Origin of the sequence: Lactococcus lactis (assembly GCF_029023865.1) — a bacterium.
Taxonomy (GTDB): domain Bacteria; phylum Bacillota; class Bacilli; order Lactobacillales; family Streptococcaceae; genus Lactococcus; species Lactococcus lactis.
In genome coordinates this window covers 422438-446689 of record NZ_CP118969.1, presented here as the reverse complement: position 1 = coordinate 446689, position 24252 = coordinate 422438, and the positions used below count along the sequence as shown (strand labels likewise).

At 35.9% G+C, this 24252-nt stretch carries 23 protein-coding genes, 1 tRNA gene and 1 pseudogene; 5 read left to right on the top strand and 20 right to left on the bottom strand.

The annotated features are described in order from the left end of the window. From PYW37_RS02330 to PYW37_RS02310, 5 genes are all read right to left on the bottom strand, one after another. Positions 1–804: a phage replisome organizer N-terminal domain-containing protein gene (locus tag PYW37_RS02330; RefSeq protein WP_031559254.1), complete on the bottom strand. Its 804-nt coding sequence runs from the start codon at positions 802–804 to the stop codon at positions 1–3. A 227-nt stretch (positions 805–1031) separates the two neighbouring features. Beyond that, positions 1032–1922: an AAA family ATPase gene (locus tag PYW37_RS02325; protein WP_232238905.1), complete on the bottom strand. Its 891-nt coding sequence runs from the start codon at positions 1920–1922 to the stop codon at positions 1032–1034. After that, entirely contained in the window at positions 1922–2728 is an 807-nt protein-coding gene (locus PYW37_RS02320) for a PD-(D/E)XK nuclease-like domain-containing protein (RefSeq protein WP_025016539.1), read from the bottom strand. The genes PYW37_RS02325 and PYW37_RS02320 overlap by 1 nt, the downstream gene beginning before the upstream one ends. Continuing rightward, positions 2729–2869 (bottom strand): hypothetical protein, encoded by a 141-nt coding sequence (locus PYW37_RS02315; RefSeq protein WP_155384506.1) that lies wholly within the window; start codon positions 2867–2869, stop codon positions 2729–2731. It abuts the gene before it with no gap. Positions 2870–2882: 13 nt separating this feature from the next. Beyond that, positions 2883–3125 (bottom strand): hypothetical protein, encoded by a 243-nt coding sequence (locus tag PYW37_RS02310; protein ID WP_003129906.1) that lies wholly within the window; start codon positions 3123–3125, stop codon positions 2883–2885. Between the two features lie 96 nt (positions 3126–3221). Between PYW37_RS02310 and PYW37_RS02305 the strand changes: the two genes are divergently transcribed. Continuing rightward, positions 3222–3554 (top strand): hypothetical protein, encoded by a 333-nt coding sequence (locus tag PYW37_RS02305; protein ID WP_025016540.1) that lies wholly within the window; start codon positions 3222–3224, stop codon positions 3552–3554. Here PYW37_RS02305 and PYW37_RS02300 read toward each other — a convergent pair. Both PYW37_RS02300 and PYW37_RS02295 read right to left on the bottom strand, forming a co-directional pair. Next, positions 3551–3709 carry a hypothetical protein gene (locus PYW37_RS02300; protein ID WP_160321466.1) on the bottom strand — a complete coding sequence of 53 codons (159 nt, stop codon included), beginning with the start codon at positions 3707–3709 and terminating at the stop codon, positions 3551–3553. The genes PYW37_RS02305 and PYW37_RS02300 overlap by 4 nt on opposite strands. A gap of 29 nt (positions 3710–3738) precedes the next feature. After that, positions 3739–3909: a putative transcriptional regulator gene (locus tag PYW37_RS02295; protein ID WP_032943196.1), complete on the bottom strand. Its 171-nt coding sequence runs from the start codon at positions 3907–3909 to the stop codon at positions 3739–3741. Positions 3910–4137: 228 nt separating this feature from the next. Here PYW37_RS02295 and PYW37_RS02290 point away from each other — a divergent pair, with 228 nt between their 5' ends. Together PYW37_RS02290 and PYW37_RS02285 are read left to right on the top strand one after the other, a co-directional pair. Further along, on the top strand, positions 4138–4974 hold the full coding sequence (locus PYW37_RS02290; RefSeq protein WP_025016542.1) for a LexA family transcriptional regulator: 837 nt from the start codon (positions 4138–4140) through the stop codon (positions 4972–4974). Positions 4975–5025: 51 nt separating this feature from the next. Then, positions 5026–6163 (top strand): annotated as a pseudogene (locus PYW37_RS02285) (site-specific integrase). Between the two features lie 79 nt (positions 6164–6242). On the opposite strand, the gene PYW37_RS02275 reads toward PYW37_RS02285, so the two are convergent. From PYW37_RS02275 to PYW37_RS02255, 5 genes are all read right to left on the bottom strand, one after another. After that, positions 6243–6316: transfer RNA gene (locus PYW37_RS02275), tRNA-Arg, on the bottom strand. A gap of 78 nt (positions 6317–6394) precedes the next feature. Continuing rightward, a complete protein-coding gene (locus PYW37_RS02270) occupies positions 6395–7768 on the bottom strand; it encodes an LCP family protein (protein ID WP_025016543.1) in 1374 nt (457 codons plus the stop codon). 104 nt (positions 7769–7872) lie between these two features. After that, positions 7873–8391: a GNAT family N-acetyltransferase gene (locus PYW37_RS02265; RefSeq protein ID WP_023188978.1), complete on the bottom strand. Its 519-nt coding sequence runs from the start codon at positions 8389–8391 to the stop codon at positions 7873–7875. Further along, on the bottom strand, positions 8388–8834 hold the full coding sequence (tsaE, locus tag PYW37_RS02260) for a tRNA (adenosine(37)-N6)-threonylcarbamoyltransferase complex ATPase subunit type 1 TsaE (protein WP_023188979.1): 447 nt from the start codon (positions 8832–8834) through the stop codon (positions 8388–8390). The genes PYW37_RS02265 and tsaE overlap by 4 nt, the downstream gene beginning before the upstream one ends. Positions 8835–9041: 207 nt before the next feature. Beyond that, positions 9042–9737, bottom strand: a complete 696-nt coding sequence (locus PYW37_RS02255) for a hypothetical protein (protein ID WP_023188980.1) — start codon at positions 9735–9737, stop codon at positions 9042–9044. Between the two features lie 111 nt (positions 9738–9848). Between PYW37_RS02255 and PYW37_RS02250 the strand changes: the two genes are divergently transcribed. After that, positions 9849–10616 carry an alpha/beta hydrolase gene (locus PYW37_RS02250; RefSeq protein ID WP_023188981.1) on the top strand — a complete coding sequence of 256 codons (768 nt, stop codon included), beginning with the start codon at positions 9849–9851 and terminating at the stop codon, positions 10614–10616. 58 nt (positions 10617–10674) lie between these two features. Here the strand turns inward: PYW37_RS02250 and pgmB are convergent, their stop codons facing one another. From pgmB to PYW37_RS02230, 4 genes are all read right to left on the bottom strand, one after another. Beyond that, a complete protein-coding gene (gene pgmB / locus PYW37_RS02245) occupies positions 10675–11340 on the bottom strand; it encodes a beta-phosphoglucomutase (protein ID WP_012897250.1) in 666 nt (221 codons plus the stop codon). A 145-nt stretch (positions 11341–11485) separates the two neighbouring features. Further along, the gene (locus tag PYW37_RS02240) at positions 11486–13795 is read right to left on the bottom strand and encodes a glycoside hydrolase family 65 protein (protein WP_003131533.1); all 2310 of its coding nucleotides are present in this window, start codon (positions 13793–13795) and stop codon (positions 11486–11488) included. Positions 13796–13862: 67 nt separating this feature from the next. Further along, positions 13863–15428, bottom strand: coding sequence for a PTS transporter subunit EIIC (locus tag PYW37_RS02235; RefSeq protein WP_025016545.1), 1566 nt, complete (start codon positions 15426–15428; stop codon positions 13863–13865). A 136-nt stretch (positions 15429–15564) separates the two neighbouring features. Continuing rightward, entirely contained in the window at positions 15565–16050 is a 486-nt protein-coding gene (locus tag PYW37_RS02230; RefSeq protein WP_012897247.1) for a PTS sugar transporter subunit IIA, read from the bottom strand. A 110-nt stretch (positions 16051–16160) separates the two neighbouring features. Between PYW37_RS02230 and treR the strand changes: the two genes are divergently transcribed. After that, positions 16161–16877: a trehalose operon repressor gene (gene treR / locus PYW37_RS02225; RefSeq protein WP_003131538.1), complete on the top strand. Its 717-nt coding sequence runs from the start codon at positions 16161–16163 to the stop codon at positions 16875–16877. Positions 16878–16952: 75 nt separating this feature from the next. Here the strand turns inward: treR and glmM are convergent, their stop codons facing one another. From glmM to nifJ, 4 genes are all read right to left on the bottom strand, one after another. Further along, positions 16953–18311 (bottom strand): phosphoglucosamine mutase, encoded by a 1359-nt coding sequence (gene glmM, locus PYW37_RS02220; protein ID WP_003131539.1) that lies wholly within the window; start codon positions 18309–18311, stop codon positions 16953–16955. 45 nt (positions 18312–18356) lie between these two features. Further along, positions 18357–19316: a CdaR family protein gene (locus tag PYW37_RS02215; RefSeq protein WP_025016546.1), complete on the bottom strand. Its 960-nt coding sequence runs from the start codon at positions 19314–19316 to the stop codon at positions 18357–18359. Beyond that, complete coding sequence (gene cdaA, locus PYW37_RS02210) at positions 19306–20184, bottom strand: diadenylate cyclase CdaA (RefSeq protein ID WP_044009723.1); 879 nt, start codon at positions 20182–20184, stop codon at positions 19306–19308. The genes PYW37_RS02215 and cdaA overlap by 11 nt, the downstream gene beginning before the upstream one ends. 207 nt (positions 20185–20391) lie before the next feature. Further along, positions 20392–24063 (bottom strand): pyruvate:ferredoxin (flavodoxin) oxidoreductase, encoded by a 3672-nt coding sequence (nifJ, locus tag PYW37_RS02205; protein WP_025016547.1) that lies wholly within the window; start codon positions 24061–24063, stop codon positions 20392–20394. Positions 24064–24252 lie beyond the last annotated feature (189 nt).

The window sequence follows — 24252 nt, the reverse complement described above, 5'->3', positions numbered from 1 at the left end:
CTAAAATGGCAATCCAAGATCATCATAAGGCTGTGCTTGTTCTTGGCGCATTGGTGTCTGATTAAGGTAATTATCAAACTTCGTTCCGAACAACGTTGAAGGTTGTAAGTATTTTTCTGCTGGTTGACCATTTATTGTTTTGCCTGTCCAGTCAGCAACTTTATTATCAACGACCTTCTTAAAGTCATCTAGTTTATAATCCTCATTCCACCTCGCTTTGATAAAACGTTTGTGAGCTTCAGTAGTTCTAAAACTTCGCCCTGTTTTTTCATTCAAGTAAGAAATAATTTCAGAATATGGAATAACATCGTCAGATTTATCTGACATAGTATTATTATTCTTTTTCTTATTCTTACTCTTATTCTTATCTTCTTCTGTTGCGTGACTGTCACGTGACGTCACGTGACCACTTAACAAAGCTTGCCTTTCGCGCTGTGCCTGCTTTCTTATCCTATTCTGCTCTCGAATTTTATCCATTCCATCAATATTTTGATGCTTTTCCCAGTTACTTATACTAATGAGATTATCATTGTAAATTTCGATTAAACCAAAATCTCTGAATGTTTTAAGAGCCAATCTTACAGTAGAAACAGGCCTATTACACAAAGCAGAAATCATTTCATCAGTATATGGAATATGATTACTTAAATAGACAAGCCCAGAATCATTTGTTTTTCCCGCCAAACTAAGCAAGTAAACCCATATTCTAAAGATCGCATCATTTTCTGGCATCTCATCAATCAATTTCATTTTTTCATCATCAAAAATATTAACGCTCAATTTAATCCAACTAATTTCAACCATTCGATCTCCTTTCTTCTATATTTATATCTATTTTTTTATTTAAAATTAAAAGCTGGCGATGAGTGGTTATGTGTAAACACTAAATACTCATTGACTTTACGGCTCGTTCCGCCACCCTCCAGCTTTGACTAAATACGAAACCACCGCCCAAGATGGTTTTGCTTAAAGTTGAATTATTTCTAATTCTACTGCTCAGGATTAGTGAGGACTGCAGTTTGCTCATAGGTTTAGTTTTGACCTACTAGAAATAATTCATCCATAATTGGTTCTTCTTCATCAACGACTGTCTGAGCGGATTTTTTAATTCGAATCCAATCGGCAATAGACATAATCGCTTCTGACGGTTCCATATTTTTCCAATACTCAATATCTTTATCACTCGCATTATGAGATGCTGCAGCCGCAAAAGCTTTATCATATTGTGCTTTTAATTTATTAGCTTTTTCTTCTTGCTCTGAATCATGAGGAAGCTCTAAAGGTTTATTAATTATCTTTTGCAGCGAACTCTTCATTTCTTCATAACGAAGATTAGAAATGTCAAATTGACGCTTGTTATTCTTATCAAAGTAAGATCTAATTTCAACATCTTGGTCTTTTAAAACAAGGTTTTTCAATGCTTTGCGTAATGCAGGTTTATATCCTGTTATTTCCCCTGTTTTTTGGTCAACTTCTTCAATATCTCTGCTAAGTAAAACAATTGTTTTATCTCTGAATTTACTCATCATTAAACTTTGCATATCTTTGTACAAAGCATTTATTTTACCCCAAGCACGCATCGCTTGCCTAGAACCAATATCACTTCTGAGTAATGTTTGTGCTCGTTCGTCAAAATCTTCAATCAAGTCAATCACTAAAACATCCCAATTTTTAGTATCTTGTTCAGCTAAGTTTAATGCCTGAATGAAATTAGAAATAATTTGTTCAGCAGTATTAGGAAATTCAAAATCTATAGCACGATATCCTTGTCGGCTTGCATTTCCATCCGTACTTATGAATAACGCACGGTCTGGACTCGTTGCAAACTTAGCAGCTAAAGTTGTTTTACCGGAACCCCCTCCGCCTGAAATTAAAATTCTATTTAACTTAGGGCTCCTTGCTCCACCGGGTTTAATTTGCATTACCATACTTCTACCTCTAATTCTTCGTATTTTTTGTTTTGGATACAGCAGTCGCAATTATGACAAAAGTATCCATCCATTCCCTCATGCTCAATATTATGAGCGATGTTATCCAACTCAGATAACACAGTTTGAACAAGAATTTTATCCGAAATATCAGCAAGTTTTCCAAAATCCATCGTAATCGTCTTAATGTTTACTGGAAGTTTCTTGGTAAAACCTACAATTTTTCCTACCACTGTATAATCTAGTTTCGTATAATCAGAGAATTCTTGAGCAACTAACCATGCGTATAAAGCTAGTTGTTCTCTATAATGGCTGTACCATTCCAAATAAGCTCTGATATTTTTATCAAACACATCTTCAAAACTTGCGGCCGTTTTCCAGTCAATTATTTCAATGATCTTATTTTCGTGGTCAAACCTTAAGACATCAATTCTTCCACTAATCACAAAATCATCATAATCTGCTCTGATGTAAAGTTCTTTATGAGTATGTAAAGTATCGAAAGACTGATAAGTTTCAGTTTTTTTCACTTCATTGACTGCCATCACAATATCTTTAAAAACTTTTTTAATAGCTTGATTCTTCTTGCCTAGATTGCCCATCATATCCACAGAGTGCTCTTGAACAAAGTCATCAGTACTTTTATCTCCCTCAAGCATTGCATGAGCATAAAGGCCAACTAGCATGGCTTCTGTAGGAGATTCAGCGTACCTTTTTGCTTTTCTTTCCCTTAATCTAAAAGGACATTCCTGAAAAGTTCTAATATCAGAAAAACTAAATCTTGGTTTTTCTTCGGTCATTTAATGTTCTCCGTCTTCATTTTGAATTCCATAATCCGAGAAGACCGCTTTAATTAATTCATTTGCTTCGATAAGCGAAGATTTAACCGTTACTTCTTGTTCATCATTTTCTTTTGACAAAATTTTTATTAATTCGTTCATTTTTGAATCCTTTCTAACTAGCCAATTTGTCAAGTTTTTGATTAAAATTTTTCAGCACGAAAATAACATCGGTTAAATCTACTCCAATAACCTCTGCAATGTTCGCTGCTGAAACAGCATCTATTCTAGATGGGTTGATACGCCACTTATAAAATGTTGTATAGGGAACGTTAATTTTTTTTGCGATAACTTTATACTTCAGTCCTGAAGAGTCTAATAAGTCATCTAGTGGCTCATAAGTTTTTTTCTCTGCCATACTGGCTCCTTTCTGTGTGTGTATTTTTAATATCATTTCTCTAATTTATATCTCCGCTAAGAAATGATATAATTGAAAGAAAACGGAGAAATTTTTATGACGACTTTACTCATTTCATTTATTCCAGCTATAATTACTGGACTTCTTGCATATCTTGGTTCCACTTATAAAACCAAGAAAGAATATCAGGCGAAATCTGAAGAGCTTGAACTCAAAAATAGAGAACTTGAACAACGATTGACAGAGATAGAAACTAAACATAAACATGAAGTAGAAATGCTTAAATTACAGTATGAACTCCAAGCTAAGTCTGAATATGATAGTCAAGTAGCAAATATAGGAACTGATATTGCCAAAGACATCTTAGGCAAAGCGTTTAAAGGAAAAACCCCTCAGCAAATCGCGAAAATGAAAAACCCATTTGGTTAATTGTCTTTAATCCTTTTTTCTGTTTCTTTGAATTTTTCTTCAATTAACTTGCTCATTTTCTTCGATTGCTTATCAGCGTAATAACTTGAAGCAATGTACGATAAAAGTCCTGTTATGATTGAGAAAAGAATAATGATTGATATTTGATAATACATTCTAGTCCTTTCCGCCCCTTTGGGGCTTTTTATTTTGTCAGTTCAACTGCTGCTTTATAAGCATTTGACCATTCAAATAACTGAGGTAATAAAGAGTCTTTGATAAATTGAACAGAAAAATCTTTTAACAGTTGTTTTTTGTACCACTCAACACTATGCTGCTGAATAGTTTCTCTGTAATGCGTAACTACTTGTTCCATTAGAACCTCCATTTGCCTGCAAGGGCTTTTTATTTGCCAAACTTGCTACTTACGTCGCGGTGGATACGTCGTGTACCGTCATTTGAGCCCGTTACGTCTGCCGTACTGAATGCTCCATGATTGTTCGCTTGTTTGACTTTATGACTTAATTATAACCTTAACTGTCCAATTTGTCAAGTTAAAACTTTCCAAATTGACAAGTTTTGTTGTTTGTACTATAATTAGTGTATGAAAAAAATACGACTACCTGAAATGATAGATTATTTCAGAAAAGAGAATGGTTGGACAATGAAAGAGTTTGGCGAAAAGCTAGGAAAATCTGAGTCAGCTATTTCTAAATGGATAAAAGGGGTTAGAAGTCCCATGGTTGAAGATTTTGATAAAATGGTCAATCTATTTAATACTGATCCTGATACATTAATGTATGGTGCTTCTGACCTTTCTACAACTCTATCTGAAATAAATAAAATCAGTTCACAGCTTGAAGAACCACGTCAAAAAATAGTTCTTAACACTGCAAGCAATCAATTAGATGAGCAAAACCAAGAAAAGAAAAAGGAATCTAAAGTGATTCCGATTAATAAAATACCTGATGATTTGCCACCATATATAAGTAGAAAGATTTTAGAAAACTTCACTATGCCTACAAACACTATGGAATATGAACCTGATGAAGACATGGTAGATGTTCCTATTCTTGGTAGAATAGCGGCCGGACTTCCTCTTGATGCAGTAGAAAACTTCGACGGTACAAGACCAGTCCCTGCGCACTTCTTATCTTCTGCTCGTGATTATTATTGGTTAATGGTTGATGGGCATAGCATGGAACCAAAGATTCCGTTTGGTTCTTATGTTTTAATTGAAGCTGTTCCTGATGTGACCGACGGTACTATTGGAGCTGTTCTTTTCCATGATGATTGTCAGGCAACATTAAAAAAAGTTTATCACGAAATAGATTGCTTGAGACTTGTGTCAATCAACAAAGAATTTAAAGACCAATTTGCTACACAAGACAATCCAGCAGCTGTAATCGGTCAAGCCGTCAAAGTAGAACTTGATTTATAAAAAAAGCCCATCCTTTGATTAGGTGGGCATTTTTAGAAAGGATAAACAAATATGGCAAGATATATTAAGCGTGGTAAAGTATGGCAGTATGAAATATCTTATAAAGATGCTGACGGAAAATATAAAAAACTTAGAAAGAGCGGTTTTCCCAAGAAGGCCGATGCGATTTCAGAAGCTGGTGAAATTGAAGCTAACCTTGCTAAAGGCTTCTATACTGTTAGTCAGGATATTTTACTCACTGACCACTTTAAACAATGGATAGAAATATTCAAAAAAGGTAAAGTATCAGACGGAACTTACAGAAAGTATTTATACACACTATCTGTTCTAAAAAAGCACTTCTCAACAGCAACGATTAAAACAATGAACCGTGTAAAATATCAAGAGATGTTAAATGAATTTGCCGAGGGACATTCCGATTCATCTGTAAAACAAATCAATGTTCATGTAAGGGCAAGTTTAGAAAATCTACTTGATGATTTTATTATAAAAAATGATTTTACAAAAGGAGCTATCTCAAAAGGTGGTAAAGGCACCAAAAGTGCCGAACTAAAATATTTAGATTTTCAAGATTTTATAAAATTAATTGCATTTGCTAAAGAAAAAATAAATCCTATTTACTCCTCATCGTTCATGATATACATTGCTGCCATGACTGGTATGCGATTTAGTGAGCTTTTGGGACTGACATGGGATAATGTGGATTTTGAAAAAGGACAGATATACGTAAAAAGAACTTGGGATATTTATAAAAATAATTTTGCACCAACTAAGAATGACCAATCTGTACGTTTTTTAGCCGTTGACAGCTCTACTTTGCAAGTCATGATAAAAATTTTATAAGGAACAGCAAGAAAAGCTCTTAAAACGGCTCGAAATTAAGCCAGAACACCCTTTTGTATTCTACAACATTAAGAATGGATTGATAACTAATAATTCACTCAATAAACAACTGAGAAATATGTGTAAAAAACTTGGATTTGAAAAAACAATTACTTGTCATGGATTAAGACATACTCATGCCTCTACAATGCTTTATAAAGGAATAAATATCTTATATGTTTCTAAAAGGCTCGGTCATAGTAGCTTGAACGTGACGATGTCAGTATATTCTCATATCCTAAAAGAACTTGAAGAAAAAGATAATGAGAATATCAAAAAAATCTTTAGTGAAATAAACGATAAGTGATTTGGCACAAATTTGGCACAAATCATAAAAAGAGCAACAAAAAAGCCTTGCTACGAAGGCAAGGCGAGGTTTGGCACTATGATCCGAGGGGGATTCGAACCCTCGACCGTTCGCTTAGAAGGCGAATGCTCTATCCAGCTGAGCTATCGGACCAAATTATTTCTGTCAGTAAATTTTTAAGCTAAAATTACTGACAGAAACAAGTTTATCATATTCTCTTATTTTTTTCAATTATTGACTTGTACCGTAGCCATAGTTCCCTGTGTTTGTATCATCTGTTCCATAGCTAGATGTTGTACTGTCATTACTATTATTATAGCCATCATTGTAAGTATTATCTTGTTGATAAGTAGAATCAGAACTTGAGGTTGCCGTGGAGCTAGAGGAGCCCGAACTTGAATCTGATTGAACTGAGCCACCACTTGTCGAAACATAATTCCCTGAATTTTTAGAATTCAAAGAAACAAGATTTCCTTGCGTATCAACACCATAAGTCACCGTTGATTTTCCTTTTTCAGTTACAGTAGCTGACGGAAGATAATAAAAAGGTGCTGTTCCTGAGCCAAAAACTGATTCATAAGTAATCAAACTGCTTGGCAAAGTGGTCACTGTTGATTCATCAAGCGATTTCTTCATGATATTTTGCATCGCGAGATAAATATCTGTTGGCATAAATTGATAAGAAGCACCATCAACCATTTCACCAACGCCTTCATATTGAATAGAAACTACTTTGTTAAAGCAATCTTTATAACCTAGTAATGAAGTAATTGTTGAAGCATTAATTGGGATATTAGTTCTAAAATCTTTTGAGGCTTCATTCAAAAATTGTTCATAGCGTGTGATATTATCTAAGGCTAAAATTTTCTTCATGAGTGCTGCAATGACTTCACGTTGGTGAGCTGCCCGACCATAGTCACCATTTGGTAAATGATGTCGGTCACGGGTATAAACTAAGGCTTGGTCACCATTAATATGTTGTTTTCCAGGTGGAACTTTCGCAGTATATTGCGGCTCTGTATCTGAAATATAGAGAGTTTGGCCTGTGGTATTGTTAATATCAATCCCACCAACATTATCAACCATATTAACTAGTCCATCAAAATTGACTGTTGCAAAACTGTCAATATTAATACCAGTCTGAGCACTAATAGTTTTCATAGCATAACTTACGGCATTTTTTAAACCGTCAGAAGATGACCCTGAGTTATAACCTAAGGGATAGGCTGCATTCATTTTTTGCTTAGAAACAATGTTTCCGTCAGCATCTAAAATGTTAGTCATCGTATCACGTTCAATTGAAACCATTGTTGTCGTGTGCGTTTTAGGATTAAGTGTCATCAGAATTTGTGAGTCAGAATTCCCATTCCATGAATCGGAAGTTCCACGCCCTTCGCCTCCTGTGTCAACCCCCATAAGTAGGATTGTTAGAGGTTCAGTTGCCTGAATGACTTGTTCTGTCTTTTTATTCCCAGCATTAGTGTAAGTCATTTTAAAGGCTTTTGTTGTACTGTTCAGAACGGTTAATGTATATCCGCCTGCAGCAATTGCCGTTACTAAAATAATACTTCCAAGCATGAGAAGTGTTTTTATCCAAAGCTTCATATTAGCATTATATCAAAATTCTGATTTTTCACAACAAAAAAAGAAAAATTAGATTTTAATTTTTCTTTAATTATATTTAATTTTACTGACAAAAGGGTCAACTATTAGTCAAAAAATAAAACATATTCGCAAACATCAATTAATTGACCATTTTCATCTCGGGCGCCCCATTTTTTGACATTTTCTAATTCAAAATCAAACTTTTCATAAAGATGACATGCTTTTTTATTACGTGCTTGGACAGTTAATTCCAAACGTTTGATTGTTCCAACTTCTTCTACCCACTCAAGTGCATCTTCTAGTAGAATCGTCCCAATGCCATAGCCTTGATAATCTTCTGACACAGCGATAAAAAGTTCCGCAATATGACGTACTCGATAATGATAATCCGCCGTCAAATGCAAAATACCAGCAATTTCATCACCAACGAATGCAAGAAAATAAGCATTATTATCTTTCTCAGCTTGTTGATTTAAAAAGTCCGTCATTTCTGCTTCAGAGATTAAAATTCCTACTTCATCAATGGTCAAAAAATTACTTTCTGTTCCAACCTTATTGAGAAATTCAATGACTCTAGAACTGTCGGCGCCATTTGCTTCTCTAACAATTAGCTCTGTAGTCATAAGTTATTAACGAGCTCCTCATATCTTTTTCCATGTGGTTTCAAAATAATTTCACGTTCTTGATCGTTGACCAAATCTTTAGAATACTTATCAAAAATGACTTCCAGATAATTTTCTGGCAAATCATCGCCTAACATTTCGCCCCATTCAATGACCGAAACCCCATCACCGAATAAATAATCATCTAAATCAAAACTATCCGGATCATCACCAATGCGATAAACATCCATATGATGGAGTGGCAAACGTCCTTCCAGACTTCTGACAATTGTATAAGTCGGACTTTTAACCATTTGATGAATCTCTAAACCCAAAGCCAAGCCTTTGGTAAAAGTTGTTTTTCCAGCCCCAAGCTCGCCAGTTAAAACAATAACATCTTGAGCTTCTAATTTTCTTCCCAATTTTTGTGCAAATTGTAACATTTCTTCTTCGTTAAATTTCATGATTTTATTATAACACATCCCCTAAGACACTATCTAACGTTTGCAACTGATGAATCTAAAAATAGTCAAACCTTAGAAAATTCCAGTGTTGCCACTTCAAAAAGTTTATCTCCTACATTATCACAGTCTTTAACATAAAAGCTGTCAGTAAATTTTACTGACAATTTTTCAAAAATTTGGGCAAAATAAAAAACCTTAAATGGCTTTTTATCTTCTTCTGCGACGATATTCTTTTTGTTGTTTTTTATGATTTTTGAGCAATTCATCCGCCTGCATATTAATTTGCTGAGTTTCTGTCAGTGCTTTTTCTTCATTTGGCGTTTTTTTAGAACTTACTGATGGCTCAGCTATCATTGAATTTGAAGGAGTTTTCCCATTTTTAGAACTTTGTGCCTTACTGACAGGATTTTTCTTCTTGCCACGGCCACGCAAATGACGCACAAAGGCAATAATTCCCCCAATGATTGTGACTGATGCTGACAAACTGGTCAATGTCATCAAAAGAATATTGTTCCCCTTTGCATTATTGTTGACGGTTTCATTAATAATTGTGGTTGAATTTTTAGTTTCTTTTTGACTGCCAGAATTTTTATCTGTTGAACTGTCTCGATTTTCTACTACCGGAGGCGTTTGATTTTGCCCAACATTATCTGTCTGATTTTGAGCAGTTGTACTTGTTTGTGTTTGATTTTGACTTGTCGAATTCGTTCCTTCAGAGGAACTTGTATTTTGTGAACTACTGCTAGCTGAACTTGCTGAATTTGAGGTACTTGAAGTCTCGGTTGAGCTTTGAGCTGTTGCATCTCCTGAACTTGCTGAAGTCCCGGTTGCCGTTTCTCCATAAGCAATCGTTCCAAAATTAAGCAAGGATATCAGAACTATACTATAAATAATTTTCTTCATAATCAAATTCTATGATAGTTTTCTTAAACGAACTTAAAATTCATTAATGTAATAAATAAACAACGAGGTATTTTGATATTTCTTTCAACCCTTTTTTGGTACAATGAACTTATGAATAAATCAACGTTTTCTTTAAATGATACTGCATGGGTTGATTTTTATCAGCTCCAAAATCCTCGTCAAAACGAAAATTATACTTTTCCTGCTATTATTATCTGCCCTGGTGGTGGTTATCAACATATTTCACAAAGAGAATCTGACCCTCTTGCCTTAGCTTTTCTCGCCAAAGGTTATCAAGTGCTTCTCCTTAATTACACCGTGATGAACAAAGGAACAAACTATAACTTTTTATCACAAAATCTTGAAGAAGTTCAAGCTGTTTTTTCTCTGATTCATCAAAATCATAAAGAATGGCAAATCAATCCTGAGCAAGTTTTCTTACTTGGTTGCTCTGCCGGAGGGCATCTGGCCGCTTGGTATGGTAATTCTGAACAAATCCATCGACCAAAAGGAGTTATTCTCTGCTATCCAGTAACTTCCTTCACTTTTGGTTGGCCTAGTGATTTGTCACATTTTAATTTTGAAATTGAAAATATCTCAGAATATAATATTTCGGAAAAAGTTACTTCCTCAACTCCTCCAACCTTTATTTGGCATACGGCTGATGATGAGGGTGTTCCTATCTATAACAGCCTTAAATATTGTGATCGACTCTCAAAACATCAAGTTCCTTTTGAAGCTCACTTTTTTGAATCTGGACCTCATGGTGTCTCTTTGGCTAATCGTACAACCGCTCCTTCTGATGCATATTGTCTTCCGTCAGTACATCGATGGATTTCTTGGGCATCTGATTGGTTGGAAAGACAAATCAAAAATTAAAAAATACCACTCAAAGGTGGTATTTTTTATTGGTTTTATGTAATTTATTAATTACGAATTATTTTTGCTTTTGAAGCCAAACTTCTTTCAAAAATTCTAATGTATAGTGTGAAGTATCAGGCACAATGACGATATCATCTCCCAAATCTTCTGGGCGCCCTACACCAATTGGTAAAGCCCCTGAATCTTTGATGGCTTGAATTCCAGCTTGAGAATCCTCTAACCCAATTGATTCAGAGGGGGCAACACCCACTGCATGTGCTGCTGCAATAAAAATATCTGGTGCTGGTTTTGATGCTGCAACTTCAGCCGGATCAGCAATTGCATCAAAATATCCAGTTAAATTCATTCTCTCTAATAAAAATGGACCATTCTTAGAAGCCGACGCTAAAGCAATTTTGATTTTATTTGAACGTAAATCTTTGAGTAATTGTAAAATTCCAGGATAGACATCGGCTGGCGACACATCCTGAATCATTTTCACATAGTTATCATTTTTTCTCTTAGCAAGTTCTTTAAATTCCTCAGCTGATACTTTTTTATCAGCTAAATCTAGAATTTTCTGAAGCGAGTCTTCTCGTGAGACCCCTTTTAATTGCTCATTAAATTGGCGGTCAACACCATTAATGCCAATTTCTTCAGCCAAAGCTTTCCAAGCTCTAAAATGATACTCTGCGGTATCTGTAATTACACCATCTAAATCAAACAATACTGCTTTAAACATCTTTTTACCTTCTTTCTCGTCATTTTAAAAATATATTTTTAAGCAATGACTTTCCAAAATTACTGACAGAAATTCTGTCAGTAATTTTTTTATTAAAAAATAATTGTAAATCCTTGTATCAAAACTTTATTAAGAGTAAAACCATTTATTTTAAATCAAATTTAGTCTGCACTCCGGCTTTTAATTGAACCTCATCATCATAAACTTTGGTCAGTAAATCCGCCGACGCTGTCAGTAATAATTGTCCATTTTCAATCAAAATTTCAACTTTAGTTCCTCTAAAAATTTGATTAAATTTCAATTTTGTCCAGCTTTTTGGTAAATAAGGAGCAATTGCAAATTGGCCATCTCGCAGACTCAGACCAGCAAATTCATTTTGAATCACCTCGAGCGTTTCGCCCATGACCCCAATATGAACCCCTTCGGCCGTTGTTCCCCCTTGAATATCATAATAATCACTGCCAATTGCTGTAATCAAGAAATCCAACGCTTCATCAAAATCCCCTAATTTCACATCAATCCCAGCAAAAACCGGACGTGAAGTCGTTGAACCGTGAACAGTCCTAGCAAGATAATAATCACGGTTGACTTTCAACCAATTTTCGGGCAACTCATAAGCCAATTGTTTGACCAACTTAGTCACATGCTCCTGACCCAAATTGTAGATTAACATCAGCGTATCAGCCTGTTTAGCCACTTGATATTCGTCAGGGGAAATACCTTCGGCCTTCATCAAACGGTCAATGCGATGAATATCCCCATATTTTGCTTCATAAGCTGCAAAGTCCACTTCCTTAAGCTCAAAATATTTAGCATATTGCGCAATCACACCATTTTCATCAATATCTAGATACAGTTTTTTCCGAACTTTTTGAGCTTTTTCAAGTAATTCCTTAGGAATTTCAAATCCTTTTTCTGATAATTCTGTCAGCCAATTTAATTGCCAAGTGAGCATTAAATTAGTATAGGCATTATCACAGATTCCCCCTTCTTGCCCAGGATAGGCCTCATGATATTCATCAGGTCCCATGACCCCATCAATATGATAACGGCCGTCATCTCCTAATTCGGCTTTATTTAACCAAAACTTTGTCGTTTCAATGATTAAATCTAAACCACCGTCAGTCAAAATGCTTTCATCTTCTGTCAGTTGTGAGTAAATCCATAAATTATATACAATGGCTAAACTAACATGCCTTTGACGCCGGCTATTATCTGGTTCCCATTCATTATTTACTGTGTTCAAATGAACAAATTGCGATTGTTCATCACCAATTAAGCCGGACTGCCAAGGAAACATAGCTCCTTTTTCTCCATCAACCTTCGCATTTTCCTGCGCTGCGGTCAATCGATTGATTCGGTACAAAAGCAAATCACGCGCCGTTTCTGGCTCATTAGCCGCATAGTAAGGAAGAACAAAAATTTCATCCCAGAAGATATGACCCCGATAACCTTCACCAGTCAAGCCACGTGAACCTACTGATGCATCTAAAAACTGATTAGCACCATGCTGTGCCGCTTGACGAATATGGAAAATGTTCATCCTGACCATTCTTTGTAAATCTTCATGGTCTGATTCGATAACAATATCGGCATCTGACCAAACTTTTTCCCAATAATTCGTATTATTTTCTTGAATTTTACTGACAGAAGTTGCTGACAGCTCTGTCAGTACAAACTCAACAGGATTTTTACTTTCATAAGAACTTGCAATGACAATCGTTTTGTCAAACTGAACTTCTTGATTTTTTTGTAAGTCAATTTCAATTGCTTCTGCTAAAATCTCATCATTCTCAGAATCTATTTTTGGGAAAGCCAATCCATTCAAAAATGATTTAGAAGCAATTGCAAGTTCAATTTCACTTGTTCTTGTTTTAGCAACCAAAAGTCCTTTGGAAATTTTTGTTACTTCAAATTCTTTACTATCAAAAGCCCGATAACGTTCAACATTTTGATTTAAAACTGAGCCATCAGTAAAAGTTTCAATTCTTAATTTACAAGAGAAGTCAGCAATAATTTCACCAACAAAACCAAAATCATGAAAATTAATTGGATCTACAAACTTTGTTGTTACTAAAGTCAAATTTCCTTTGGCCAATTTCACCTGATAACGTTCAATTTGCAAAGCATTTTTAAAATCAATTGTAGCTTGCTTTTCAACTGACGCTTCAAAATCAACCAATTCACCATCAATATATACTTTTATTAATTGAGGATTTGGCCAATTTACCATATCTTCATTAATGACATCATGTCCTGCGACTTCTGTACTCGTCCGGTTGAAGACACCAGCTACGTACAAGCCAGGATAATGATTGTCAGAACAAGTTGACCATAAAGGCGCACCTCGAAGCCCTAAATAACCATTTCCCAATGACATTAAAGATTCTTGACCATAAGAACGTTTCCCTACTTCTTTTTTATCATATTGGATTATCCAATCTTTTTCAGTCATTTTTCCCCCTCATATAAAACTAAAGGAAGCAGAATTTATCAGCACTGCCTCCAACTGAGTTTATTAATTATTTAACTGCATCTTTAAATGCATTTTTTTGTTCAACACCTTCTCCCATTACATCTGTATCTTTATAACCAAAGAACCAAACCAATAGGAAAGTTGCAACCGCACATACCGCAGTGGCGATCCAGAAGAGCATCAAGTTACCCGCAGGAGCGTGATGTGTCAAAGGATTAGAAATAAAGTTAGGGAAACCAATCAAAGAACCTGAGAACCCAAACATTTGTAATCCGCCAAATCCAGCAACACCTGCACCAATCGCGGCACCAATTGAAGACATGATAAAGACACGCACATATTTCAAATTAATCCCATACATTGCCGGTTCAGTTACCCCACAAAAGGCTGAAATTGCTGCTGGAGCAGAAAGTCCTTTGAGGTCTGCTTTTTTAGATTTAAAGAAGACAGTCAAGGCACCAACCCCTTGAGCGAGCATTGTGAAAGAAACAATCATATTGAGTGAACTTGCTCCAGTAGCCGCCAATTCTTGTGAAATAAGTGGTACAACCAACCAGTGCAACCCAAAGATAACCAAACATTGATACAAACCACCAACGATAATACTTGCAATTCCTAAATTCAATGACAAGATATGATCAATCACAAATGACAATCCAGAAGAAATTGTAGAAATAACTGGACCTACCAAAAGTAAAACAATTGATGCGGTAATAAAGAAAGTAATCATTGGTTGGAAAATTGGACGCAAGGCAAGTGGTAAAACTTTTTTCAACCAAGCATTCAGTGGTTTAGCAATTGCCACGGCTACAATGATTGGGAAAATTGTATAAGCATAGCTTGGCAAAGCAACGGGGATTCCAAAATAACTTGTATTAAAAGTTACTCCAAGGAAATTTGCAACAGGAGCAGCTGCTTCAACAACAACATTTTTACCTGCCGCATTCGTTCCAACATGCGCATTTACCAAGTTAGTAATCCCTGGATTAATCATAAATCCGCCGACTGCAGCACCAATAAATTGTAAAACAGTATCTTTAGGTGCCAATTGTTTTGCTGCTGAAAAACCAACCAAAACAGGTAAGAAGTAAAAGGGCGTCATTGCCAGTGTTGAAATAATGACATAAGTTGAACTTGCAGGATCAATCACTTCGATTAAGCGATTTCCCTTAACAAATATACTAAGTAAACCATTAATCATCCCACCAGCTGCAAGTAAACCAATAATAGGAATCATTGACCCAGTAATTGTTCCAATGACCACTTGGAAAGCATGAACAATCGGATTTTGTTTTTTACCATTAGCTGGTGCTGTTGCAGCGACTGCTTGTGCCGTTGCCTCATCATCAACTACCGCATCACCAAGTTGTTCAACAACTTCATCATAAACATCCTCAACCGCTTGTCCAATAACCACTTGATATTGATTCAAGTTTGAATTATAAACCGCGCCTGCCACACCAGGTAAGGCTTCAATTGCTGCTGTATCGGCTTTATCCTTGTCCTTTAAAGTGAAACGAAGACGAGTGATACAATGAATAACTTTTGTGACATTTTCAGCGCCACCTACATTTGCGATAATATCAGTCGCAAGTTGTGAATAATTTGCCATAAGTTCTCCTTTTGCTTCATTATCTATGAAGCATTTCATAATATAAAATAATAATTGACGAGTTTAATAGTCACAAAATCTATATCCAAAGTTCTCGTCTTCTTTGTGCTATAAATTTATTGGTTGATATTTTTACTTACTTAACACTTGCCTGACCTAATTCATCACGTGCATTGGCTGAACCATATTTAACCTCAAAGCCAGATAAAAGGTCTTTAGTATTTGTAAAAATAACCATTGTTGTCTTATCCAAACCAGCAGCTTCAATCTGCCCCCAATCAACAGTTCCCAGCTCATCACCACCATTAACAATATCATCCACTTTAACTTTAATTTTAAATGGTGCCCCTTTAAGAGCTACTGTATCAATACCTAGATGTAAAAGAATATCTAAGCCATCAGCACGTTTAAAGCCAATTGCATGTCCCTGAACCAAAGTTACTTTTGCAGAAACTGGAGCAAAAATTTTATTTTCTTTGGGCTCAACTGCAAAACCATCACCCATTATTTTCTTTGAAAATACCGGATCGTTTACTTTTGAAAGTTCAATAACTTCTCCAGAAACTGGATTATATAGCCCTTTATCGTCTTTCAATTCTTTCTTTTTTCCTATTCCAAACATAAGAATCTCCTATCTTTTGAAGTTGTACGTACAAGTTAACAAAATCATTGTATCATATAAAAACGTTTTCAGCAAGCGGTAACAATTATTTTTATGATAAAATATAAAGTATGAAGAAATATGAAGTGATTTTGCAAGATTTAGAAAAAAAGATTTTTAACGATATCTATAAAACGAACGATATTCTTCCAAGTGAAAATGAGCTCTCTGCTAATTACGAGAGCAGTCGTTCAACAGTCAGACAGGCTTTAAAAATTTTAGAAGAGAAAGGGCTTATTCAAAGACGACATGGCTATGGTAGCATTGTCCTCGCTCACGATAGGCTCCTTTTCCCTATCTCTGGCTTAACTTCATACAAAGAACTACAAACCTCTATGGGTTTCCATAGTGAAACTGAGGTCATTCGATTTGAAAGACTTGAAATTAACCCTAAACTTTCAGAAACAACTGGTTTTGCCGTTGGTGAACACGCCATAAGTATTCTCAGAAGGCGCAAAGTAGATGGCAAATTTTCAATTTTAGATTGGGATTTATTTTTAGAAAAATATTCCGAAGGTTTAACTCCAGAACATGCTAAAATTTCAACCTATGACTACTTAGAAGATACTCTAGGGCTTGATATTGCCTATGCTCAAAAGGAAGTCACGATTGATTTTGCCTGCGAAGATGACTTTAAATATCTTGACTTAAATCCCAAAGACCATCATGTCGTGTCTGTCAAATCTCATGTTTATCTTGCTGATAATACTCTTTTTCAGTATACTGAATCTCGACATCAAGTCGACCGCTTTCGTTTCACAGAATTTGCCAGACGACAAAAAAGATAAAAAAGCTCTCCCAATAAGGAGAGTTTTTACTTGATAATAAAAAGCAAGAACAAAATCAGTTCTTGCTTTTTTTCTTTATTTTACACCAATTTCTGCTTCAACAACTTCAACAATGGTATCTACAACATGATTGACCTCTTCATGAGTTGGCGCTTCAGCCATGACACGCAAGAGTGGTTCAGTTCCTGAAGGGCGAACTAAAATACGACCTTTCCCATTCATTGAAGTTTCCATTTCTGAAATTACTTTTTGAATCGCTGGCACATCCATTGCTGATTTTTTAGCTGCATTATCTTTTACCCGAACATTAACTAATTTTTGTGGATAAATTGTAACTTCACTTGCTAATTCAGATAAAGATTTGCCAGTTTCACGCATTACTTTCAACAATTGAATGGCTGAAAGTTGACCATCTCCTGTTGTATTGTAATCAAGGAAAATCATATGACCCGATTGTTCACCACCGAAGTTGTAATTATTTTTCTTCATTTCTTCAACAACATAACGGTCACCAACGGCTGTAATCACTGAATTAATCCCTGCTTCTTCAAGCGCTAAATGGAATCCAAGATTAGACATCACAGTTGTTACTAGCGTATCTTGAGCCAATTTTCCTTGTCCAAGAAGATATTTCCCAACGATAAACATAATTTTATCGCCATCAACAATTTCTCCATTTTCATCAACGGCAATCAGGCGGTCAGCATCACCGTCAAAGGCAAGTCCGAGGTCACTTCCTGTTTCGACAACTTTTTTAGCCATCGCTTCAGGATGAGTTGAGCCTACTTTTACATTGATATTGAGTCCATCAGGATTTTCACCAATAACTGTCAAATTCGCTTCTAAATCAGCAAAAACGGCACGAGCAGAAGTATAAGCTGCACCATTAGCTGTATCAAGAACAACCTTATAGCCTTCAAAATTACCTTCTGCTGTTGTTTTTAAGAAAGCTTGATATTTACGAACACCTTCGATATAGTCATGCAGCATTCCTAAGCCTTGAGCAGATGGACGTGGCAATGTGTCTTCTTCAGCGTCAATCAATGCTTCAATTTCAAGTTCTTTTTCATCCTCTAATTTATAACCATCACCACCAAAGAATTTAATTCCATTATCAAGTGCTGGATTATGGCTGGCTGATATCATGACCCCAGCAGAGGCACCATCTTTTTTAACTAAATATGCTACACCTGGTGTTGCAATGACTCCTAAATCATAAACTTCAATCCCAACAGACAAAAGTCCTGAAATCAAACTGCTCGCAAGCATTTGTCCAGAAATTCGTGTATCGCGACCAACATAAACTTTTGGTGTACCTAATTCATGTTGACTAAGGACATAGCCACCAAAACGACCAAGTTTAAAAGCCATCTCCGGCGTTAATTCAACATTTGCTTCCCCGCGAACACCGTCTGTTCCGAAATATTTACCCATTTTTTCTTGTCTCCATTTTTATTATTTTTATTTGACTCTGAAAATTTATCCACTTATTTTTACAGGTGTTAATGTTACTTCAACTTCTTGTGGATCAGCACTTACTCCTGTTGCACGTATAGGAACAGTTACTTTCGTTTCTTTTACAACTCCAGAGATATCCACTGATGCTTCAACCTCGTTGATTGCTTCTAAAGCACTTTTTTCTCCTGAGAGAGTAACTGTTTTATCAGATACTTTTGTCTTAATAGATGATAAAGTCTTATCAAGCGTTCCTTTTTGTGTCACTTTAACCGGCACATCTTTAGTTAATTTATTTACTACAACTTTTAAATGAGTCGTTGAAGGTTCAATTTGTGCTGGAAGAATTTTACCTGTGCTGTCTACGGCATGAAGAGTGACTGTGCCTGAATAATTTTCATTTAAATTAACATCATTTGGTAAAGCAGCTTCAATTGCTTGAATTTTTTTGATGCTCTCTTCCCCGGCAGTCACTTTTACCTTTTCATCACTCACTGAAAGTGAATCAATTGTAAAACCTTCTGGCAATTGAGTTGAATCAGCTTTTGGTGTTACTTCAAACTCTTTCTTCACTTTGTCTTCTAAAGTGATATTCATTGTTTTAGGTTCAATCGTTGCCGTTACTCCGCCAGGCAGTTGTTCAATCCGAATTGGTACATCAAATTTTCCTGTTTTTAGTTTGGTCAAATCAACACTTAAAAAGAAATTTCTTGTGTCCGAATTTTCTTCATTAGTGATAGACAAGCGATTATATCCAGAAAGATGAACCGTCGCAGTGCTGTTATAACCACTAACGAAATATTTATTAGAATTATATTTTAATTCTACTGGAACGTTATTAATTGTGGCTGTGTAAACTTCTCCAGACTGATTAGTTCCCTGATTACGGATGGATGTTGCATTAGTATTAAAGAAAAGGACAATCGCAAAGAAAACAGAGGCAAGGATATAAAATGTTTTGGAATTAAAAAATTTATTTGCCATTTTTCTTTCCTCCTGCTTTATTTTTTCTATTCTTCCCTGTTCCTTTTTCATTTTTTTCAACTTTAGGAACTAAAATGGCCACTAGAATATCATGGAATTTTTCTTTGGAAATATCCGCGAAAAATTCTCCATTGTGAGCGATTGAAATTCCACCAGTTTCTTCGGAAACCACTAAAACTAAAGCATCTGAGACTTCAGAAAGTCCAATTGCAGCACGGTGTCTAGTCCCAAATTGTTTTGAAATCCCCGATTTTTCGGTCAAAGGAAGATAGGCAGAGGTTACAGCAATTTTGTTTCCCTGAACAATGACCGCGCCATCGTGCAAAGGTGTATTTGGAATGAAAATATTAATAAGTAATTCGCTAGTAATATCCGCATCTAAACGAATCCCTGTACTTACAAATTCATTTAAATTTTGCCCTTGCTCAATCGCAATCAAAGCGCCAATTTTTCGCTCAGACATGTAAGCAAAAGATTTCTCGTAAGCTGAAATATGCCCATCAGGGCTACTTTTTCTCGTTGGTGTAAATAATGTGGTTGTTCTTCCTAAGCTTTCAAGCGCTCGCCTAATTTCAGGCTGAAAAATGATAACTCCGGCGATAACCCCATAGGTAATAACTTGGTTGAGTAACCACTCAACTGTTGTAAGTCCAATAAGTCCGGCAATAATTCTGATAAAAATGAAAATAATCACACCACGAACAAGCGTCATTAATTTTGTTCCTTGTACAAACCTAATCGCTTGATAAAGGAAAAAACTGATAATTGCAATGTCTAATATTGCAATAGCAATTCGCAGAGGTGATTCATTCAATTCAAAAATCTTTTGCCAAAACTCAAGGTTAAAAAATTGATTGAAGTCGGTCAAAAGTCCCCCTCCTTTTATATTGTTAGTCTAATTATACCAAAATTTTACGTGAACTGCTTTATTCCCAAATAAAGATTTATCATCTTGTTCTTATTCCCTTAATCTATCTGTAATTTTTACATTAGCAAAACTGTAGTTTTTAGCTGACGAGAATAAAAAAGTTACTGACAAAAATTCTGTCAGTAACTTTTCATTAGTAAGAATATATTATTTTTTAGCCTCACGTTCTGCTTTACGAGCAGCTCGTCTTGCTTCACGCTCAGGATCAACTGGACGTTTCTTACGTTCTTTTGGCAGAGTAACTTCTATAGTCCCCTCTGATTCAGGATTTTTTTTCGCCAGTGCTTTTGCTTCACGTTCTAAATACTTATCTAAATCTCCTGATGTTCTAGCATAACGCATAAATCGTTTACGAGAATCTTTGGCAGCTTTAGCATACAAACTTTCTGCATGTTCAGCATCAACTTTTAATAGATTACCAAAACGAGATTGTGTCAATAAGAAATTTCTAACTTTACTAAAATCAGGTTTTTTGAAATCAAGAATCATCGGATTTTTACCCAAATCTTCAAGAAGAGGATTATAGCGATAAAGTTGCCAGTAACCAGAATTCACGGCTTCTTTTGCTTCATCAAGTGCTAAATGTATTCCTCCATATAAACCATGTGAAATACATGGAGTATAAGCAATAATGACTGATGGACCTTTAAATTTTTCAGCTTCATCAAAGGCACGGATTGTTTGCATCATGTTTGCTCCAGAAGCAATCTGAGCCACATAAACATCTCCGTAGGTCATTAGCATCGCTCCTAAATCTTTTTTCGTATTAGATTTACCGCCAGCAGCAAATTGTGCAATTGCTGAAGCTGGAGTTGCTTTAGAAACTTGTCCCCCAGTATTGGCATAGACTTCGTTGTCCATAACTAAGATATTAACATCAGCACCTGAAGCTACAATATGATCTAAACCGCCAAAACCAATATCATAGGCCCAACCATCTCCACCAAATATCCATTGGGTTGGTTTTACAAATTGATCTTTTTGTTTATATATTTCATCCAACTTAGCTGAGTTGAAGTGTTCAGAAGCAAGCATTCCCTTCATTTTTTCGGCTCTTGCTCGTGTTCCTTCTGAATCTTCTAAGTGTTCTACCCAGTCTTTCGCCAATTTTTGCAAATCATCTGACATTTCTGGCAAGGCTTCAAGGACTTGGGCTGCTAATTTTTGACGTCTGGTTTGAGAAGCTAACCACATTCCATATCCGTATTCCGCATTATCCTCAAAGAGTGAGTTTGACCATGCAGGGCCTTGTTCAAACTCATTTGTTGTATATGGTGTTGCTTGTGTTCCACCATAAATGGCTGAACAGCCAGTTGCATTGGAAATCATCATTCGGTCACCAAACATTTGTGTCAATAATTTAATATATGGTGTTTCACCACAGCCTGAGCATGCTCCTGAAAATTCAAAAAGTGGTTTTTCAAATTGACTAGCGGCAATTGTACCTGGACGAGCTGGATTTTCTTTTGTTTTAAGGGTTTGCGCAAAAGCCCAATTGACAGATTCTTTTTCTTGTCCCTCATAAGGAATCATTTTTAAAGCTTCACCCTTTTTAGGACAGGCTTCAATACATAATCCACAACCTGTACAGTCTTCAACAGAGACCTGAATCCGATATTTTAAGCCATCAGCTCCTTTATAATCCATAACATGGAAACCTTCTGGTGCTTGATTCCATTCGTCTTCGTCGACTAAAAATGGTCTGATGGCAGCATGAGGACAAACAAATGAACATTCATTACATTGAATACAAGCTTGGGCATTCCATTCAGGAATTTCTAAGGCAATTCCCCTTTTTTCAGAAGCACTTGTTCCCAATGGTTCATCTCCAAAAGTCATTTTGTTATCGACTAAGGTTTGTACCGAAAGTTCATCACCTTCAAAGGCATTGGTTTTATTTACAATTTCAAAAACATATTTTTTACGAGAACTTTCTGTCGTAAGAACTTTCGTTTTTTCTTCTTGAGTTTCAGCCCAGCTTTCTGGAATCTTTACTTCATGCAAGCCGTTCAAAGCAAGTGCCATTGCATTCAAATTTTGTTCAACAATGGTTGGTGATTTCTTTGCATATTTTTGAGCATCTTTTTTCAGAATCTCATAGGCTTCATCAAAAGGCATAACATGAGCCAATTTGAAAAAGGCGACCTGCATAATCGTATTAATTCTGCGTTCCATTCCGGTTTCATGAGCAATTTTCATGGCATCAATCGTATAAAATCGAATTTGATTTTCGGCAATGAATTTCTTCATTTCATTCGGAAGATTTTTTGAAAGTTGTTCTAGATTCCAACTTGTGTTTAATAGAAATAGGCCTCCAGCTTTCAAGCCTTTGGTCAAGTTATATTTACGTACATAAGTCATGTTGTGACAAGCAACAAAATCAAGTGTAGCTGTCATATATTCAGAAGTAATTGGCGAATCACCAAAACGTAAATGTGAAATGGTTAATCCACCTGATTTTTTTGAATCATATTCAAAAGCGGCTTGAACATATTTATCAGTATGGTCACCAATAATTTTGATTGCTGCTTTATTGGCACCAACTGTTCCATCTGAACCAAAGCCCCAGAATTTTGCTTGAAATGTATCTGCTGGTGTTAAATCAAGGACTTTTGAATTTGTCAGAGACAAGTTTGTAACATCATCATTAATTCCGATTGTAAACATACGTTTTGGTTGTGCTTTGACTAATTCATCAAAAACACTGACGATGTGTTCTGGACGAGTATCTTTTCCACCAATTCCATAGCGGCCACCAATCACTTGTTTAACATTAGAATTGAAAAGCGCTGATTGAACGTCAAGGAAAAGAGGTTCTCCATTTGAACCAGATTCTTTTGTACGGTCTAAGACCGCTACTGATTTGACTGTCTTTGGTAATTTTTCAAGAAAGTTTTCCAATGGAAATGGACGATATAAGTGAACATTGATAAAACCAACTTTTCGGCCTTGTCCATTTAAATAATCAACTGTTTGCTCAATTGTCCCAGCAACAGAACCCATAGAAACAATGACTTCTGTCGCATCAGGTGCGCCATAATAATTGACTAAATCATAATCTGTCCCACGAAGTTTATTGATTTTTCCCATGTATTTTTGAACGATTTCAGGAAGAGCTTCATAGTAAGAATTGACCGTTTCCCTTTGTTGGAAATAGATATCTGCATTTTGATTTGTCCCTGAAACTGTAGGATGATCAGGGTTCATTGCACGGTCACGAAAATCAGCTAATTTTTCTTGATTAACCATTGGTAATAAATCTTGATAATCAATAACATCAATTTTTTGAATTTCATGAGAAGTTCTAAAACCGTCAAAGAAATTCAAGAAAGGAACTGAACCTTCAAGTGTTGCTAAGTGGGCAACTGCTGACAAGTCCATCACTTCTTGAACAGATGACTCTGCTAACATGGCAAACCCAGTTGTTCTGGCTGACATCACGTCAGACTGGTCTCCAAAAATATTAAGCGCCCCAGCCGCTACGGCACGAGCTGCGACATGAATAACTGCTGGCAAAAGTTCACCAGCCATTTTATACATATTTGGAAGCATTAAAAGGAGCCCTTGCGAAGCGGTATAAGTTGTCGCAAGCCCTCCTGCTTTAAGAACACCGTGCATGGCACCTGCTGCACCGGCTTCTGATTGTAGTTCTGTAATTTTTACTGTTGAGCCCCAGATATTTTTACGACCAGCAACTGACCACGCGTCAGTATAATCTGCCATTGGTGAACTTGGGGTAATTGGATAAATTACGGCAATTTCTGAAAAGGCGTAAGCAATATGTGCTGCCGCCATGTTTCCGTCCATTGTTTTTTTCATTTTTTTCAAACCTTCTCAGGAGAGCATTTATTCGACATTTTTACGGCATAAAGAGCGGTGTCGGTGTTCTTTATGTGATTTAGTACTAAATCGAAAAAGACGAGAGCTTTCCTAATAATATTATTTTGACTAAGTTAATTTTAGCATTTTAAGCCTGAAAAGTTGAAGCTGCTTAGTGTCAATTATCTT

Coding starts and splice junctions, on each gene's coding strand:
- PYW37_RS02330 (WP_031559254.1), bottom strand. CDS start 804: ATGGTTGAAATTAGTTGGATTAAATTGAGCGTTAATATTTTTGATGAT.
- PYW37_RS02325 (WP_232238905.1), bottom strand. CDS start 1,922: ATGCAAATTAAACCCGGTGGAGCAAGGAGCCCTAAGTTAAATAGAATT.
- PYW37_RS02320 (WP_025016539.1), bottom strand. CDS start 2,728: ATGACCGAAGAAAAACCAAGATTTAGTTTTTCTGATATTAGAACTTTT.
- PYW37_RS02315 (WP_155384506.1), bottom strand. CDS start 2,869: ATGAACGAATTAATAAAAATTTTGTCAAAAGAAAATGATGAACAAGAA.
- PYW37_RS02310 (WP_003129906.1), bottom strand. CDS start 3,125: ATGGCAGAGAAAAAAACTTATGAGCCACTAGATGACTTATTAGACTCT.
- PYW37_RS02305 (WP_025016540.1), top strand. CDS start 3,222: ATGACGACTTTACTCATTTCATTTATTCCAGCTATAATTACTGGACTT.
- PYW37_RS02300 (WP_160321466.1), bottom strand. CDS start 3,709: ATGTATTATCAAATATCAATCATTATTCTTTTCTCAATCATAACAGGA.
- PYW37_RS02295 (WP_032943196.1), bottom strand. CDS start 3,909: ATGGAACAAGTAGTTACGCATTACAGAGAAACTATTCAGCAGCATAGT.
- PYW37_RS02290 (WP_025016542.1), top strand. CDS start 4,138: ATGAAAAAAATACGACTACCTGAAATGATAGATTATTTCAGAAAAGAG.
- PYW37_RS02270 (WP_025016543.1), bottom strand. CDS start 7,768: ATGAAGCTTTGGATAAAAACACTTCTCATGCTTGGAAGTATTATTTTA.
- PYW37_RS02265 (WP_023188978.1), bottom strand. CDS start 8,391: ATGACTACAGAGCTAATTGTTAGAGAAGCAAATGGCGCCGACAGTTCT.
- tsaE (WP_023188979.1), bottom strand. CDS start 8,834: ATGAAATTTAACGAAGAAGAAATGTTACAATTTGCACAAAAATTGGGA.
- PYW37_RS02255 (WP_023188980.1), bottom strand. CDS start 9,737: ATGAAGAAAATTATTTATAGTATAGTTCTGATATCCTTGCTTAATTTT.
- PYW37_RS02250 (WP_023188981.1), top strand. CDS start 9,849: ATGAATAAATCAACGTTTTCTTTAAATGATACTGCATGGGTTGATTTT.
- pgmB (WP_012897250.1), bottom strand. CDS start 11,340: ATGTTTAAAGCAGTATTGTTTGATTTAGATGGTGTAATTACAGATACC.
- PYW37_RS02240 (WP_003131533.1), bottom strand. CDS start 13,795: ATGACTGAAAAAGATTGGATAATCCAATATGATAAAAAAGAAGTAGGG.
- PYW37_RS02235 (WP_025016545.1), bottom strand. CDS start 15,428: ATGGCAAATTATTCACAACTTGCGACTGATATTATCGCAAATGTAGGT.
- PYW37_RS02230 (WP_012897247.1), bottom strand. CDS start 16,050: ATGTTTGGAATAGGAAAAAAGAAAGAATTGAAAGACGATAAAGGGCTA.
- treR (WP_003131538.1), top strand. CDS start 16,161: ATGAAGAAATATGAAGTGATTTTGCAAGATTTAGAAAAAAAGATTTTT.
- glmM (WP_003131539.1), bottom strand. CDS start 18,311: ATGGGTAAATATTTCGGAACAGACGGTGTTCGCGGGGAAGCAAATGTT.
- PYW37_RS02215 (WP_025016546.1), bottom strand. CDS start 19,316: ATGGCAAATAAATTTTTTAATTCCAAAACATTTTATATCCTTGCCTCT.
- nifJ (WP_025016547.1), bottom strand. CDS start 24,063: ATGAAAAAAACAATGGACGGAAACATGGCGGCAGCACATATTGCTTAC.